The following is a 14,169-nucleotide window of genomic DNA, read 5'->3' as shown; positions in this document are numbered from 1 at the left end:
CCCGAGGCGGATCGTCCTTCCTGAGGCGACCGACTTCCCGAGGCGACCGAGGAGAACCGGGCCGGACCGGTCCGGTTCCTGCCCGTCGAGGGCTCGGTCAGCGCACCCATTCCTTGAGGACGGCGGCAACCTGCCGGACGTCGATCCGCCCTTCGGCCACCCGCTCGACGAGGTCGATCGCCGCCTCCGCCGTCACCTCGACCGGATACCCGCAGGCATGGAGGTAGGCGGCCGCGACGACGATGCCGTACAGCTCGTTGGAGTGCTCCAGGGCCGGGACGCGGACGAGCTGTTCCAGCAGTGCGGCCGCACGGTGGTGCGGGCGCTCGTAGACCGGTACGTCCATGACGCGGAAGGCGTGGCGCGCGCGGGCGGCTTCGAGCGAGCCCCAGTCGGCGATCTCCGGGTCGCCGGGGATCTCCTGCTGGGCCACGTCGAGCAGCCAGGAGAGATCGACCGTGAGAATCACGCGGAGTCCGGACTCAGGCCGCGTCGGCGCCGGCGGGGCGACCGAAGTGCTTCGCGAAGGCCTGGCCGTGCTGGACGACGAAGGACCGGGCCCCCTCGACGAAGCGCGCGCGGGTCAGGTCGGCGTCCAGCACCCGGCCCGCGTAGTCCTCGGCGGGCACGTGCTTCTCGGCTGCGACACGCTCCAGCGCCTCGTACGCCTCGTCGCTGATCTCGATCCTGATTTCCCGCGCCATGAGGACCACGGTAGCGGCTGGCGGCCCGGCGCGGCAGAGGAAGCGTCGCACTCGTCCGCCACCGACGCCGACCCCTTCTGTTCACCTGGAATCTCAGGAGCCGTAAGGAACCGACGTTAGCGTGCCACCGTGGACATACCCGACTGGTTCGTGTGGATCTTTCTCGGCATCATCGTCCTCCAGGCCCTCGGCCTCGTTCCCACCGTCCGCCGGATGCGCGGAACCGATCCGGCGGCGCGCTCCGCGGCGCCCGCGGACCTCCTCGACATCGTCGGCGCCCTGCTCGCGTCCGGCGGCCTTCTGCTGAGCCTCGTGGTGGCGGAGTCCTGGTTCCGGCTCGCCGTCGTCGGCTTCGCGCTCATCGCCGCCGCGTACGCCCTCAAGGGTGTCCGCCTGCTGCGCGCCCGCCGCCGCCCGGCTGCCTGACCCTCACCACCACCGGCAGCCGGTCGGCCGAGGTCGGAACCGGGACCGGGAGCATGCCCAGGACCGGGATCGGGACCGGGACCGGGACCAGCGGTGGGGGCTCGGCGACCTGGTCGGCCCCTCGCATCTCGCGGGAGATGATGGAGGCGGAACGACGGAACACGAGGTCAGGAGCTTCCATGGCGAAGCGGGTTCACCAGCCCCGTGAGGACGCGGAGTTCGACTTCATCCTCAGGATGAGCGCGCTCCCGGTACTCGCGTACTTCACCGGGACATGGCCCAAGGCCATCGAGCCCTGCCGGGCGATGGACCTCGTCGTCGGTGTCATCGCCGACGAGTACGCGGACCGCCTCACGGCCGTCCGGACCGACATCACACGCTGTCCGGCGGCAACCGAGCGGTACGACATCACCGGAGCCGCGTCCTATGTCCTGCTGAAGGACGGCGAGCCGGTGGCGCACGGCACCGGGCCCTCGACCACCGTCGAGCTCCGGGAGTTGCTCGACAGCCATCTCTGACACGCGTACACCCCACCCAGGCAACACCAGTTCGGGCGCCGGTCGACGCCGCAGGGCCGCATACACTGCGTAGGCGGGCCCCGGCGCCAACGGCTCGCCCCCCACACCGCACGCAGCTCAGGAGCCCGCCCATGCACCACTTCGATGTCGAGACACTGAAGCCGGGCCGGTGGCGGAACGGCGGCGGTGCGACCAGGGAAATCGCCTCCCGGCCCGCTGGCGCCGAGAGTTTCGGGTGGCGCGCGAGTGTCGCCGACATCGACCGGGAGGGGCCGTTCTCGGCGTTCGGCGGAGTCGACCGGACGCTCACCCTGCTGGCGGGCGACAGTGTCCTGCTGACCTCTCCCGGAGTGTTCGAGCGGCTTCCGGCACGCACGGGCGAACCGGTCACGTTCTCGGGTGACCTCGCGCTCTCCGCCGAACTCCCCGGTGGCGGCTGCCGGGTCCTGAACATCATGGTGCGGCGCGGGGACTGGAGTGCCCGTGTACGGCGGGTCGCGGGTCGGGTCGCGCCGCCGTCGGGGCATGCCGGGGTGTTCTACGTCCTGAGCGGCAGCTGGCAGACCGGCGAGAACGCGCACGTCCTGGCGCCGGGCCAGGGCGTGTGGTGGGACGAGGACGACAGCGCGCCGGAGGAGGGGATCCCACCGCTCTCGCCCGATGCCGTGGCCCTGTGGGCTGATCTCACGTCGACGGGATGACAAGCTGCCGGCTCGCCGGTGGTTCATCGCCGTCGGCGATGGGCGCCGGACGGGCGGACGGGCGAAGTGGTCCATCGAGCGGAATGCCTGCACGGAATGCCTGCTCAGAGCCGTGCACGGTGGAATTCGCAGTGCTCCACGGGACCGGCATTCTCGGTAACGTGGCCATCCACCGCGTGGAGCGCCCATGCGGCCCGGCCGGTCCGTACCAGGGCCTCCGGCGGAGAGTAGCGAGGCCGCGATGAGTGAACCAACGAAGCCCCGGATCGACGTTCCGGAAGGCGCTCCTCCCACCGAGCTGACCGTCCGGGACCTCGTCGTCGGGGAAGGCCCCGAGGCGAAGCCGGGCAACGTCGTCCAGGTTCACTACGTCGGAGTCACCTTCGCGTCCGGAAAGGAATTCGACGCCTCCTGGGACCGCGGACAGCCCTTCAAATTCGCCGTGGGCGGCGGAAGGGTCATCAAGGGCTGGGACCGGGGGATCAGGGGAATGAGGGTCGGCGGACGGCGCGAGATCATCGTTCCCCCGCGCCTCGGCTACGGCAAGCAGTCGCCGTCACCACTGATCCCGGCCGGCTCGACTCTCGTCTTCGTCGTCGACCTCCTGACGGTCACGGCCTGAACGATCTCTGTACTCCCCGCGCCTTCCACTCCGACCTGAGGGCGTGGAAGCTGACCGAGCGGCCCTGTGCGCTACTCGCTCGGTAGCCTTCCGTAGTAGGGGCTGACGATCCGCGCCAGTTTCCGCTGGATCACCCGCAGCACCCTGATCGTCGCCTCGTCGTCGCGCCCCGTGGTTGTTTGCCATTCAACACCCGAGCCGGCGAGGTCGCTGACGAAGACGATCTCTGTAGCAAGAAGTGTCCGTGCCCAGTCTGCTGCGCCAAGGGGGGCGTCCACACGGAGTGCGTTCCGGAGCCTTCGGCATTGGTCGAGCAGATCCTGCTCGCCGGCGAAGCCCATGCCTACGGCAAGTTGATCACTGCAGCGTGCGGGGCCACCCCATTCCAGGAGCGCACGGCGCAGCAGTTCGACCTCGGACTCGGTCACCAACTCGCTCGCTCTCACCATTCCGTGCGACACAGGCCGCCCTTTCCCTAGCCCGCCGATGCGACTCGATGTTCTCGGCTGATCACGCTACCTGCCGCTTGTACGGCGCCACTGTCTGTCAGCCGACCCTCAAGGCCGAGCAGATCGAGCCGTTCAGACGGCCGAACCGGAGGTGGAGTGCGCGGGTAAACGTGCCGCCGCACTCCTCCTACGAACGGGTTTTTGCCGACAAAGCGCCGTCGCATTCCTACCGATGTTCGTGCAGGGTTCGGCGTCCCTCACTCCGTACATCGCGCCGTTCGAAGACATGAGTGGTGTCGCAGGCGACGGCACGACCCCGGAGTCCCAAACTGCCGTCCCTGCCTGGCTGGTTACTGCTCCACCGCGTTCGAGCGCTCCCTACGCTTCGCAGCGCTGTACCGCACCTGCAGGAATGTCGCGCGGGGACGGGCTTCCGCTCGCCACACCTAGTCGATGGGGGACAAATGAACTGGTATCTCGAAGTTCTCAAGAAGTACGTGGTGTTCAGCGGCCGCGCGCGCCGCAAGGAACACTGGATGTTCTTCCTGTTCAACATCCTCGCGGTGGTAATCGTCGCGACGGTCGATCTCGCGATCGGCACCTTCCCGCTGCTCTACCCGATCTACTTCCTGGCCGTGCTCCTGCCGCACCTGGGCGTGACCGTCCGCCGCCTGCACGACACCGGCCGCTCCGGCTGGTCGGTCCTCTTCGGTCTGATACCCGTGGTCGGCGGCATCATCCTGATCGTCTTCCTCGCCGCCGAAGGCGAGCAGCACCAGAACGCCTACGGCCCGAGCCCGAAGCCTGCTGCGGCCTTCTGACAGATTCCTTCCGGGGGCACTGCGGCGCTCCGCGGACAGCCGACTATTCGGTTGTCCGTGCGTGATGTGTCAGAGACACGCCGCCGGAGGTCGGCATGCGCCCCGGAAACCGGGGTAGGCGCGGCTTCGAGCCGGGCAACCGGCACCCAGGCGGCGAGGAGAGATCACTGTGCTGATGGCCCATCCCGTGGTACTGAGCAAGCTGGTCGAGGAGTACGAGGCACTGAGCCTGCTGAACGCGGAGGACGGGGGCCACGAGGTGCGTATCCGCATGGAAGACCTCGCCTACACACTGTGTATATCCACCGGAACCCGGGACGTCGACGCCGCGCTGATCGCCGCCCGCTACCGACTGCCCGGAGCGCGCCCCGAGGACGACTCGGTCCTGATGGCCTGAACCGGCCCGGCCAGGTCCGCGCCCCTCCACTCTGCCACCCGCTGGGCTCGATGGTCCGGCCGCGCCATGTGGCAGCCGTGACACAGCCTGCCCGCCCCTGGTCGGGGCGGGCAGGCTGTGTGGTCTCCCCCGTGGTCGTACGCGTGGCTACTTCAGGCCGTCGTACGTGGGGCTACTTCAGGCCGTTGCTGATCGCGTTCACGAGTTCGCCGTTGGCGGTGTCGCCGTTGAACTCCCAGAAGAACGCGCCGCCCAGGCTCTGGCTCTTGGCCCACGCCATCTTGGTGCCGACCGTCGCGGGGGTGTCGTAGCTCCACCAGTCGGTGCCGCAGTGCGCGTATGCCGTGCCTGCGATCGTGCCGGTGGCCGGGCAGGTGGTCTTCAGGACCTTGTAGTACTGGTTGCCCGGCTCGACGCCGGCCGCCGGGCCGGTGGCGCTGCCGCCGGGGGCGGACTGGGTGACGCCGGTCCAGCCGCGCCCGTAGAAGCCGATGCCGAGCAGCAGCTTGGAGGCCGGGACGCCCTTGGCCTTCAGCTTGGCGATCGCGTCCGCCGAGTTGAAGCCCTGCGCGGGAATGCCGGGGTACGAGGTCAGCGGGGAGTGCGGGGCCGTCGGACCCTGCGCGGCCCAGGTGCCGAAGTAGTCGTACGTCATCACGTCGTACCAGTTGATGTACTGCGCCGCGCCGCCGTAGTCGGCCGCGTCGAGCCGGCCGCCGTTGGAGCCGTCGGCGGTGATGGCCGCGGTGAGCAGGTTGTTCGGACCGAACTTGGCACGCATGGCCTGCATCATGTTCTTGATCGAGGCCGGGCCGCTGGTGTCGCAGGTGAGACCGCAGGAGTTGGGGTACTCCCAGTCCAGGTCGATGCCGTCGAAGACGTCGGCCCAGCGCGGGTCCTCGACCAGGTCGTAGCAGGACTGCGCGAAGGCGGTCGGGTTCTGCACGGCCTGGCCGAAGCCGCCGGACCAGGTCCAGCCGCCGAAGGACCAGAGGACCTTGATGTGCGGGTACTGCGCCTTGAGCTTGCGCAGCTGGTTGAAGTGACCGCTCAGCGGCTGGTCCCAGGTGTCGGCGACACCGTCGACGGACTGGGCGGCGGTGTAGGACTTCTGGTAGTCCTCGTAGGGGTCGCCGATGGTGCACTTGCCGTTCTGCACGTTGCCGAAGGCGTAGTTGATGTGCGTGATCTTCGAGGCGGAGCCCGAGGTCACCAGGTTCTTCACCGTGTAGGAGCCCCAGTTGGTGAAGTAGCCCAGGTTGATCTTGCCGCTGCCGCCGGGGTTCTCGCCGCCACCGCCGCCGGTGGTGCGGACCGCCGTGGCGGCGGAGGCCGGGCCGGTCTGGTCGGCGGTGTCGCGGGCGACCACGGTGTAGCTGTAGTCGGTGCCGGCGGTCAGGCCGGTGTTGGTGTAGGTGAGGCCGGTGACGGTGGCGACGGTGGTGCCGTTCCGCTTGACGTCGTAGTTCTTGACGCCCTTGTCGTCCGTGGCGGCCGTCCAGGACAGCTTCACCGAGGTGTCGGTGAGCTCGCTCGCGGTGGGCGCGCCCGGAGCGGAGGGGGCGCTGTCACCAGGGGTGGTGCCGCCGTCGCAGGCGGCGCCGTTGAGCTTGCAGCCGGTGGGGGCGCCGGTGCCGCTGCCGTTGAAGCCGAAGGAGACGGAGGCGCCGGGGGCGAGGGTGCCGTTCCAGCCGAGGTTCTTGGCGGTCCAGTGGTCCGCGGAGTTGGTGACGGTGGCGTCCCAGGCCGACGTGACCTTGGTGCCCGCGGGGAAGTCCCACTCGACGGTCCAGGAGTTGAGCGTCGTGGTACCGGTGTTCTTCACCGTCCACTTGCCCTCGAAGCCCGATCCCCAGTCGGAGGCCTTGGCGAAGGTGGCGGTGGCCGAGGCGGCGGCTTCTGCGGGGGCGGCGAGGCCGACCATGGCGGCCAACGGGAGGAGCAGCGCGGTGGCGCCCGCGAGGGCCTTGGACCGCTTGTTCAGGTTGATGCTCTGTGCCGATCTGATGCGGCGCCGCCGCGTTGGGGTACTCAAGGAAACTCCTCGGGTGAGGTTCGGCGGGCAGGGGTGGTCCCCGGCCTGTCAACCCTGCGTGTCCCTGAGTGCGTGGTGTCCTTCCTCGGCACCCACCGCAGTGTCCCCGTGACCCTAGGAAGGACTAGACCAATCGTCAAGAGGTCTGGACCAAAAGGCCGTTGAGGGCCACACTCCACGACCACCGACCCCGTCGCACCCCGGCCATGTAAAGCGGTCCCCAGGAGGCTCTAGCCCGCTGCCCAAGGCTCGGCACGCCAGCCCGGCAGTTCCTTGTCCAGCCACTCCTCGACGGTCCGCCGCCAAGGGTCGGTGGAGTCACTGTCGACGACATCCGCCCACGCGTCTTCGGCGAAGTCCGGATCGATCACAAGGCTGTCGAGGTAAGTGTCGAAGCTGTCAGCAACGTGGGCGAAGACCCCCTTAGACAGGTAGCCCGGGTGGGGGATGCCATGCACGCACGCATGGAGCTGGCCATGGGTGGCCGGGTTCAGGTCCAGGAACAGGGTGTCGCTACCGCCATTGCGGGCGACCGGAAGCAGGCCGGCCAAGGAGATCTCGCGGGCGAGCCCCCCATCACGGCTGCGGCGGTACTCGCCCAGCAGGGTGCCCCAGCCGTACTCGCCAGCGTCGTCACGGCCGAGCTGGTAGAGGTCGTCGAAACTCTGAAACGGCTCCGGTTCACAGGCCTGCAAACGGACCGAGTATGTGAGGCTCTTCCCGCCCGCCGCTTCCAGGAACGAGCGATAGGAAGACGGCAACGGCAGCCCGATCTCCCGTTCGAGAGCTTCAACCTCACCTGCCTCGAACGGCCTGAACGGCCCCACGACCAGGCGGCCTCGATACCAGCGCGACAACTCGTCAGACACGGCCAGATTGTCGCACTCCGTAGCACCCCGGAGTCCTCCAAGCCTCCGCGTTACCGGACGTCGGGCTGAGCCTGTTTCTTGTACAGCAGTCGACGCCGACGTCACGGCCGGAGGTGCCGCAGGAGCCGATGATCAGCGGGACCTGGAGCTGCTCGCGGGCGCGGAGCAGCAGGCGCAGATCGCGTGTGACGGCCTGGGCGGAGAGTTTGGGGGTGCCGGAGCCGAGGGCGGCGGGGCCGGATTCGGTGGAGCCGGCGTCGTCTGCCGCCACGACGCCGGCCCGCCGTATGGAGTGCCCCCGGCGAGCCGCTCCTCGTGCTCGCCGCGGTGCTGTTCGCACCGCCGCGACCCGCAGTCCTATCACCCGACGCCGCCAGGCAGTCCCGGCACGCTCCGACGCCTCCGACGCCTGCCCCAAAGAGGAGCCGGCCCCACCCGCTGACCGGCGGGAGGCGAGGCCTCTTCCTTCCGTTCCTGCTCCGGCTCTCCGTGTCCCCCCGCGCTCCCCCGGCACTCGTGTGCGGTGGCGCACCGCGTCCGGGGGCCTTGTGATCGACAGGGACAGGCGGCATACCGGCCCCCGCGACGCCCTCGGCCCGCGCGGAGGCCTTGAGGAAGGCAGGTGTCACGATGCCCGGTGCACGGACCACGGTCGCGGACGGTACGGCCGGACACGACGAAGGGCGTCGGCGGTGGGCGGTTCTGGGCGTGGTCGCGCTCGCCCAGCTGATGGTCGTCCTGGACGCGACGATCGTGAACATCGCCCTCCCCTCCGCGCAGCAGGACCTCGGCTTCACCGACGGCAACCGCCAGTGGGTCGTCACCGCCTACTCCCTGGCGTTCGGCTCACTGCTGCTGCTCGGCGGCCGCATCTCCGACCTGGTCGGCCGCAAGCGCACCTTCCTCATCGGCCTGGTCGGCTTCGCCGCCGCCTCGGCCCTCGGCGGCGCGTCCGTCGGCTTCCCGATGCTGGTCGGCGCCCGCGCACTCCAGGGCGCCTGCGGGGCCCTCCTCGCACCCTCCGCGCTGTCGCTGCTCACCACCACGTTCACCCGGCCGGACGAGCGGGCCAAGGCGTTCGGGATCTACGGGGCCGTAGCAGGAGCAGGCGGCGCGGTCGGCCTCCTGCTGGGCGGCATTCTCACCGAATACCTCGACTGGCGCTGGTGCCTGTACGTGAACCTGTTCTTCGCGGCGATCGCCTTCACCGCCGGAAGCCGGGTGCTGTCCGCGGGCGCTCCCGCCCAGCGCCCGAAGCTGGACGTACCCGGAACACTGCTGGTGTGCGCGGGCCTGTTCGGAATCGTCTACGGCTTCTCCAACGCCGAGCAGCACGGCTGGGCCGCACCGGCGACGTGGGGGTGCCTCCTGGGCGGCGCGGTCCTCCTCCTCGTGTTCGCCGTATGGCAGACGCGCACGCCGCATCCGCTGCTGCCGCCGCGCGTGGTCGCGGACCGCAACCGCGGCGCCTCGTACCTGGCGGTGCTGATCGCCGGCGCGGGCATGTTCGGCGTCTTCCTGTTCCTCACCTACTACCTGCAGCAGTCCCTGGGCTACTCCCCGGTGAAGACCGGCCTGGCGTTCCTGCCGATGGTCGCGATGATGGTGGCCACCTCGATGACCGCCCAGAACATCCTCGTCCCCCGCTTCGGCCCGCGCCCGATCGTGCCGCTCGGCATGGGCCTGGCTGCGGCCGCGATGGCCTGGCTGACCACCCTCGACCTGAGCAGCACCTATGCCGCCCACGTCCTGCCGCCGCTCATGGTCAGCGGCGTCGGTCTCGGACTGGTCATGGCCCCCGCGATCGCCGTCGCCACAGCGGGCGTGCTCAGCACGGAGGCAGGGGTTGCCTCGGCCATGGTGAACACCAGCCAGCAGGTGGGCGGCTCGATCGGCACCTCCGTCCTCAACACCCTGGCCACCAGCGCCACCACGGCCTATCTGCACGGAAGGCCCCCGAACGAAGCCAACGTCGCCCAGGCGCAGCTTCACGGATACGACACCGCCTACTGGTGGTCGGCCGCGTTCTTCGCCGCAGGCCTGCTCATCACCGCAGTCCTCTACCGCAGCGGCCCACCCGCCGGCGGGACCTCGGCCACCGCGTCCGCCGCCGCCGGCCGGCAGGGGGCGGCCACCGGTGCCTCCCCGGACGGCCCGGGGCACTGATCCGGATGCGATGCGGTGCCCGTTCGCGCTGCCTCGCGCGGGGGGCGATGTCCGGCAGGGGCGGTGCCGAGGAACCCGAGCAGGTCGACGTCGCCTTCGAGTTCGAAAGCGGTTCGGCTTGTACGCAGACGAGCAGGGCGTGGCGTGGGTCAGGAGGCTCGTCGAAGGCGCGGTGACCTCACGGGGCGCACGGATCACCGGAAGCGCACTGACGACCACTGACGCGTACGACTTCCTGGTCCGGCAATGGGCCGTGGAGCATCCCGCCCAGAACAGCGGCGCGCGACAACCGAGCAAGCTGCGGGTTCACTTGAAGTGCTCCCTGCGGACGCGACGGGCGATCCGCAAGGCTGTGATCACGAGCCTGTGCCCGGAAGGCACGGCCCCTCACTCGTGCCGCGTTCCATGGATGGCAGCAGCCTGAGATGGTCCAAGTCCCCCAGGAACGACCAGTACCGTCGGCGTCGCTGTCAGCCGATGCGCCCGCTTCGCCCTCCGCCTGCGGTCTCACCCGTGCGCCCTTGACCTCAATCACGCTTGAGGTAGCAAGATCGTGTGCAGCGGGGAACACCCGCCTCACGGACAACGGCAACAGGAGCGCGTCATGAGCGGTAGCACGACGGAGTTCGTCTCGATCATCGACTACACCGTGGAGGGCGGGTCACAGGCCCAGGACGAACTGGTGGCGGCGTTCGCCCCGCTTCTGAAGAAGTGGGTGGCGTTCTACCCCGGTTACGTCTCGGCCCGCTTCCACGTGAGCACGGACGGCACCCGCGTCTACAACGTGGTCACCTGGCAGAGCGAGGCGGACTACCGCAACTTCGTCGAGAACTCCGACACCGACGGCCGCATGGCAGCCATCGGTTCGGCCCTGGAGAGCCTCACCTCGGGAAAGGCGGAACCCAGGATGACGGGTGCACCTACGTACCGCATGGTGCGCCAGGTCGGGCCTTCGGCCTCCCGCGGATGACGCAGGGAGTCCCGGCTCACGTTCTGATGCCGGAGGCCTGTCGACGGCGCGGATCCTTTCAGCCGGGGCCTCGACAGGCCAATATCAACCTCCATGAAGACTGCTGAGCCGATGACCGGCGACCACACGGAGACCGAAGACCCCCGCCTGCCTCTGCTGACCACCTCGGAAGTACTGCAGACCATCGGTTACCTGCAGAGACTGGTGTCCCTCGACACCACGCATCACGGGTACGCGGCCAGCCGGCTTGCCGCAGACCTTGCCAAGCGAGTGTCCCAGCACACCGTAGGCAGCTGAACGCCGCCGGCTGAGCCAGGCGCTCCCTCTCGTCCGGGTCCGCGCCCCCGGCGCCCCGCCTCGGACGCCGAGGGCCCGGGCACCGCGAGCCACCGGGGCGCGAAGTCCATGACCTTTCGGCACAGGCCGCCTCGCGCTCCGGAGGAGAGGCCGTCGTCAGGTGATCGGCTCCGGTGCCGGTACCGGACCAGGCAGTGGGCCGGGGTGGGGGCCCGGGTCCGGTCGCGGATCGCCCGGCTGGGGATCCGGCTCGGGCTGCGGCGGGGCCGGCGGCACCGGGTCAGGGCCTCCCGGCCCGGGTACCGGACCGGGCAAGGGGCCCGGCTGCGGGCCCGGGCCGGGACCCGGGGTCGGGGTGGGACTTGGCGGGACCGGATCGTTGGGCGGAGTCCCCATGGTCGCTCCCGGTCGGCTGCGCTCGAGACCCGGCGGCCGTGCCGGTGCAGATGCCGGAGGAACCGGATGCGTACGGAACCCCGGCTGCGGCTCCGACGAGCTCAGCCCGGTCGGAGGATCGATCTCTACCTCGCTTGCCACCACCACACCACCTCACTGAGTCGGGAGGGATCCGTCTCCCTCCCTCACTCGGGTGCCCGGGATGATCCCTTTCATACCGCGAGCAGCAGGTGCGTACGGAGGGCTGAGGTGTACCGGACCCGCGACGGACGGCTCCAGGTGCCCGCCGTCGGTGGTCGTCGGTCCTCGCGCTGGACCGATCGGCTGCAGCCTCAGGTGTTTCTCGGGGTTTCGCCGCGCGGCCGATGAGTTCCTGTCGCCCGGCCGGTCCAAGCTCATGACAACCCTAGGAAGGACATCGCCATGTCAGAGCTTCTCGTCGACTTCATCACCTCCCTCGACGGCTACGCCTCGGGCGAGGGATGGCCCGGGTTCTGGGGTCTTGAGGGGCCGGAGTACCTCGCGTGGCTCGAGGAGCAGCCCGAGGTCACCTATCTGATGGGGGCGAACACCTACCGTCTGATGTCGGGCTTCGCCGCCGGCAAGGTCCCGGAGGGGCAGGACGAGTTCCGGCCCGAGGAGGAGGCGTCCGTCGACGAGCTCACCCAAGCCTCCAAAGTGGTGTTCTCCTCTTCACTGGAGGCGCCGCTGACGTGGGCCAACTCGACGCTCGTCAGGGACGATGCCGTCGAGGCGGTGCGGGCCATGAAGTCGAGTGGTTCGGGACTCCTCAGCACGATCGGCAGCCTCGCCCTGTCCCGGTCCCTGCTGCGGGCCGGGCTCGTCGACCGGTTCCGGGTCGTGCTGTTCCCGGTGATCACCGGGGCCACCGGCGAAGAACGCATCTACGACGGCTATCCGGATGTCGCCCTCGAGATGACCGAGCACCGCACCTTCGACGGTCGCATCCAGCTCGTCGAGTACAAGCCCCGTGTGCTCGAGCACCCTCCGCTGAGCATCCCCGGCTGACGACGTCACGGGAGCAGCACATCCGCGTCTTGCGTCTGCGGCCGGGCCCAGCCCTCGTGGCCATCTGCCTCCTCGCGCGGTCACGAAGTACCGTATGGGCAAGCTTTCGGCTAGTCAGGCGGGAAATAGGGGGCATGATGGGAAGTGGGGTCCGGGCGCTGCAGCGCGAGCAGACGCGGCACACCCTGTTGAGCGAGAGCAGACGGCTGTTCTCGACGCACGGGTACGCCGCCGTCAACCTGTCGCAGGTCGTCGAGGCGGCCGGCGTGACCAAGGGTGCGCTCTACCACCACTTCGAAAGCAAGAGCGCCCTCTTCCAGGCCGTATTGGAAGAGGTCCAGGAGGAGGTGGCCGCGTACGTCGCGGCGACGGCGGACGCCGAGAAGGACTCCTGGAGCCAACTCGCCTCGGGCTGCCAGGCGTTCCTCGACGCCACCACGAATCCTTCGGTCCAGCGCGTGATGCTGGTGGACGGACCGGCGGTGCTCGGCTGGCCGAGCTGGCGGGCGATGACCGCGGCCACCTCGGGCCGGCACCTCGCCGACGCCCTCGAGACCCTGATCGCCGAGGGCGTCATCCCGGCGCAGCCCGCGGCGCCGCTGACGCATCTGCTCTCGGGAGCGATGAACGAGGCCGCGTTGTGGCTGGCTTCCTCGGAGGACTCCGCCGATCTGGAGGCCACCCGGCACGCGCTGACGCGGCTTCTGGAGGCGCTGCGGGCGACGTGACGGCCGGTCAGGTCGCCGGTCAGGCCACCTGGATGTCGATCCGGACGCCGTTGGGGTCGATCAGGGAGCCGTGCCGCAGGTCGTCGGCCCGTACGGCTCCGTCGGCGGTGAGGCTCTCCCACAGCCCGGGGCGGTCCTCCACGTCGAGGGTGATCCGGACCGCGCGCATCGGCGTGCGGAACGCCTCGGGCAGGGCGGGGTGGGTGTGGTCGAGGAGGGCGAGCGTGGGGCGCCTCTCCCCCGTCCGGGCCAGCGCGGTGTACCAGGGGGTCGCGTAGGCGACGGTGAGTCCGAAGAGTCTTCCGTAGAAGCTGCGGGTCTGGTCCATGCGCGACGTGCAGATCACCGGACACAGGCTGGTTATCATCGAGACGGCTCCGCTCACATACCAACGGTAGGTCAAATGACGCTAAGGGCGTACCGCAGGTATGTCAACGCGCCCTTGAGAGGGGCAACGAGCGGGCGGCGCCCAGGACACGCCCCGGCGTGACGCCGGGGGGCGAGGGTCGTTGAGGAACCGAACGGACGTATCTCGCGATCGGAACGGTGCCACGATGACCTCCTCGACCCTGACCAGCTTCTATCCGGTGATCTGCACCGAAGCCCTCGAAGAGGCCGTGGCCTTCTACCGCACGCACTTCGGCTTCGAGACGACCTATACGAGTGACTGGTACGTCAGCCTGCGCCGGCCCGAACCGCCCTTCCACGAACTGGCCCTGGTCTCCGCCGACCACCCCACGATTCCCGAGGGGCACCGCCGTCCGGCCGGCGGTCTCCTCCTCAACTTCGAGGTGACGGACGTGGACGCCGAGTACGACCGGCTGGTGCGGCGCGCGGGGCTCCGGGTCGCTCTGGAGCTGCGGAGCGAGGACTTCGGGCAGCGCCACTTCATCGTCGCCGCCCCCGACGGCGTCCTGGTGGACGTCATCACCCCCATCCCTCCCACGGCCGACTACGCCGACGCGTACGCGGCCGGCTCCAGCACCGGGGCATGACAGTTCGGCCCGCGTCCAGGAGGACGCGGGCCGAACTCGGTCCGCC

At 69.6% G+C, this 14,169-nt stretch carries 19 protein-coding genes; 12 read left to right on the top strand and 7 right to left on the bottom strand.

The window, feature by feature from the left end; translation table 11 throughout:
- Positions 1 to 97: 97 nt before the first annotated feature.
- Complete coding sequence (locus AMK27_RS06395; RefSeq protein WP_073903329.1) at positions 98 to 469, bottom strand: fic family toxin-antitoxin system, toxin component; 372 nt, start codon at positions 467 to 469, stop codon at positions 98 to 100.
- 13 nt (positions 470 to 482) lie between these two features.
- Positions 483 to 704: a hypothetical protein gene (locus tag AMK27_RS06390; RefSeq protein ID WP_073903326.1), complete on the bottom strand. Its 222-nt coding sequence runs from the start codon at positions 702 to 704 to the stop codon at positions 483 to 485.
- A gap of 129 nt (positions 705 to 833) precedes the next feature.
- On the opposite strand from AMK27_RS06390, the gene AMK27_RS06385 reads away from it, so the two are divergent.
- From AMK27_RS06385 to AMK27_RS06365, 4 genes are all read left to right on the top strand, one after another.
- Positions 834 to 1,130 (top strand): hypothetical protein, encoded by a 297-nt coding sequence (locus AMK27_RS06385; RefSeq protein ID WP_073903323.1) that lies wholly within the window; start codon positions 834 to 836, stop codon positions 1,128 to 1,130.
- A gap of 179 nt (positions 1,131 to 1,309) precedes the next feature.
- The gene (locus AMK27_RS06375; RefSeq protein WP_073903317.1) at positions 1,310 to 1,648 is read left to right on the top strand and encodes a thioredoxin family protein; all 339 of its coding nucleotides are present in this window, start codon (positions 1,310 to 1,312) and stop codon (positions 1,646 to 1,648) included.
- Positions 1,649 to 1,779: 131 nt separating this feature from the next.
- Positions 1,780 to 2,349: a HutD/Ves family protein gene (locus AMK27_RS06370; protein ID WP_073903315.1), complete on the top strand. Its 570-nt coding sequence runs from the start codon at positions 1,780 to 1,782 to the stop codon at positions 2,347 to 2,349.
- Positions 2,350 to 2,590: 241 nt separating this feature from the next.
- Positions 2,591 to 2,971, top strand: coding sequence for an FKBP-type peptidyl-prolyl cis-trans isomerase (locus AMK27_RS06365; protein ID WP_073903313.1), 381 nt, complete (start codon positions 2,591 to 2,593; stop codon positions 2,969 to 2,971).
- A gap of 71 nt (positions 2,972 to 3,042) precedes the next feature.
- Here the strand turns inward: AMK27_RS06365 and AMK27_RS06360 are convergent, their stop codons facing one another.
- Positions 3,043 to 3,399, bottom strand: a complete 357-nt coding sequence (locus AMK27_RS06360; protein ID WP_241847327.1) for a hypothetical protein — start codon at positions 3,397 to 3,399, stop codon at positions 3,043 to 3,045.
- Between the two features lie 485 nt (positions 3,400 to 3,884).
- Between AMK27_RS06360 and AMK27_RS06355 the strand changes: the two genes are divergently transcribed.
- Both AMK27_RS06355 and AMK27_RS06350 read left to right on the top strand, forming a co-directional pair.
- Positions 3,885 to 4,241: a DUF805 domain-containing protein gene (locus AMK27_RS06355; RefSeq protein ID WP_073903307.1), complete on the top strand. Its 357-nt coding sequence runs from the start codon at positions 3,885 to 3,887 to the stop codon at positions 4,239 to 4,241.
- Positions 4,242 to 4,410: 169 nt separating this feature from the next.
- Positions 4,411 to 4,638 (top strand): DUF5133 domain-containing protein, encoded by a 228-nt coding sequence (locus AMK27_RS06350; protein WP_073903304.1) that lies wholly within the window; start codon positions 4,411 to 4,413, stop codon positions 4,636 to 4,638.
- A 172-nt stretch (positions 4,639 to 4,810) separates the two neighbouring features.
- Here AMK27_RS06350 and AMK27_RS06345 read toward each other — a convergent pair whose 3' ends face one another.
- From AMK27_RS06345 to AMK27_RS43475, 3 genes are all read right to left on the bottom strand, one after another.
- A complete protein-coding gene (locus AMK27_RS06345; protein WP_073903301.1) occupies positions 4,811 to 6,673 on the bottom strand; it encodes a glycoside hydrolase family 18 chitinase in 1,863 nt (620 codons plus the stop codon).
- Between the two features lie 230 nt (positions 6,674 to 6,903).
- Positions 6,904 to 7,542 carry an SMI1/KNR4 family protein gene (locus AMK27_RS06340; RefSeq protein ID WP_073903298.1) on the bottom strand — a complete coding sequence of 213 codons (639 nt, stop codon included), beginning with the start codon at positions 7,540 to 7,542 and terminating at the stop codon, positions 6,904 to 6,906.
- The gene (locus AMK27_RS43475) at positions 7,535 to 7,813 is read right to left on the bottom strand and encodes a hypothetical protein (RefSeq protein WP_241847326.1); all 279 of its coding nucleotides are present in this window, start codon (positions 7,811 to 7,813) and stop codon (positions 7,535 to 7,537) included. The genes AMK27_RS06340 and AMK27_RS43475 overlap by 8 nt, the downstream gene beginning before the upstream one ends.
- Before the next feature lie 359 nt (positions 7,814 to 8,172).
- Between AMK27_RS43475 and AMK27_RS06330 the strand changes: the two genes are divergently transcribed.
- From AMK27_RS06330 to AMK27_RS06305, 5 genes are all read left to right on the top strand, one after another.
- Positions 8,173 to 9,708: an MFS transporter gene (locus tag AMK27_RS06330; RefSeq protein ID WP_079188226.1), complete on the top strand. Its 1,536-nt coding sequence runs from the start codon at positions 8,173 to 8,175 to the stop codon at positions 9,706 to 9,708.
- 604 nt (positions 9,709 to 10,312) lie between these two features.
- The gene (locus AMK27_RS06320) at positions 10,313 to 10,678 is read left to right on the top strand and encodes an antibiotic biosynthesis monooxygenase family protein (protein WP_073903293.1); all 366 of its coding nucleotides are present in this window, start codon (positions 10,313 to 10,315) and stop codon (positions 10,676 to 10,678) included.
- Between the two features lie 93 nt (positions 10,679 to 10,771).
- Positions 10,772 to 10,975: a hypothetical protein gene (locus AMK27_RS06315; RefSeq protein WP_143204813.1), complete on the top strand. Its 204-nt coding sequence runs from the start codon at positions 10,772 to 10,774 to the stop codon at positions 10,973 to 10,975.
- Between the two features lie 819 nt (positions 10,976 to 11,794).
- A complete protein-coding gene (locus AMK27_RS06310; protein ID WP_073903288.1) occupies positions 11,795 to 12,400 on the top strand; it encodes a dihydrofolate reductase family protein in 606 nt (201 codons plus the stop codon).
- Between the two features lie 137 nt (positions 12,401 to 12,537).
- Positions 12,538 to 13,128 carry a TetR/AcrR family transcriptional regulator gene (locus AMK27_RS06305; RefSeq protein ID WP_073904036.1) on the top strand — a complete coding sequence of 197 codons (591 nt, stop codon included), beginning with the start codon at positions 12,538 to 12,540 and terminating at the stop codon, positions 13,126 to 13,128.
- Positions 13,129 to 13,147: 19 nt separating this feature from the next.
- Here the strand turns inward: AMK27_RS06305 and AMK27_RS06300 are convergent, their stop codons facing one another.
- The gene (locus tag AMK27_RS06300; RefSeq protein WP_073903285.1) at positions 13,148 to 13,495 is read right to left on the bottom strand and encodes a hypothetical protein; all 348 of its coding nucleotides are present in this window, start codon (positions 13,493 to 13,495) and stop codon (positions 13,148 to 13,150) included.
- 187 nt (positions 13,496 to 13,682) lie between these two features.
- Between AMK27_RS06300 and AMK27_RS06295 the strand changes: the two genes are divergently transcribed.
- Positions 13,683 to 14,123, top strand: coding sequence for a VOC family protein (locus tag AMK27_RS06295; RefSeq protein ID WP_073903283.1), 441 nt, complete (start codon positions 13,683 to 13,685; stop codon positions 14,121 to 14,123).
- Positions 14,124 to 14,169: the final 46 nt, after the last annotated feature.

The organism is Streptomyces sp. CB02009, from assembly GCF_001905825.1.
Taxonomy (GTDB): domain Bacteria; phylum Actinomycetota; class Actinomycetes; order Streptomycetales; family Streptomycetaceae; genus Streptomyces.
Note: the sequence above shows the minus strand (reverse complement) of the source record. Positions and strands in the feature narration are given on the sequence as shown.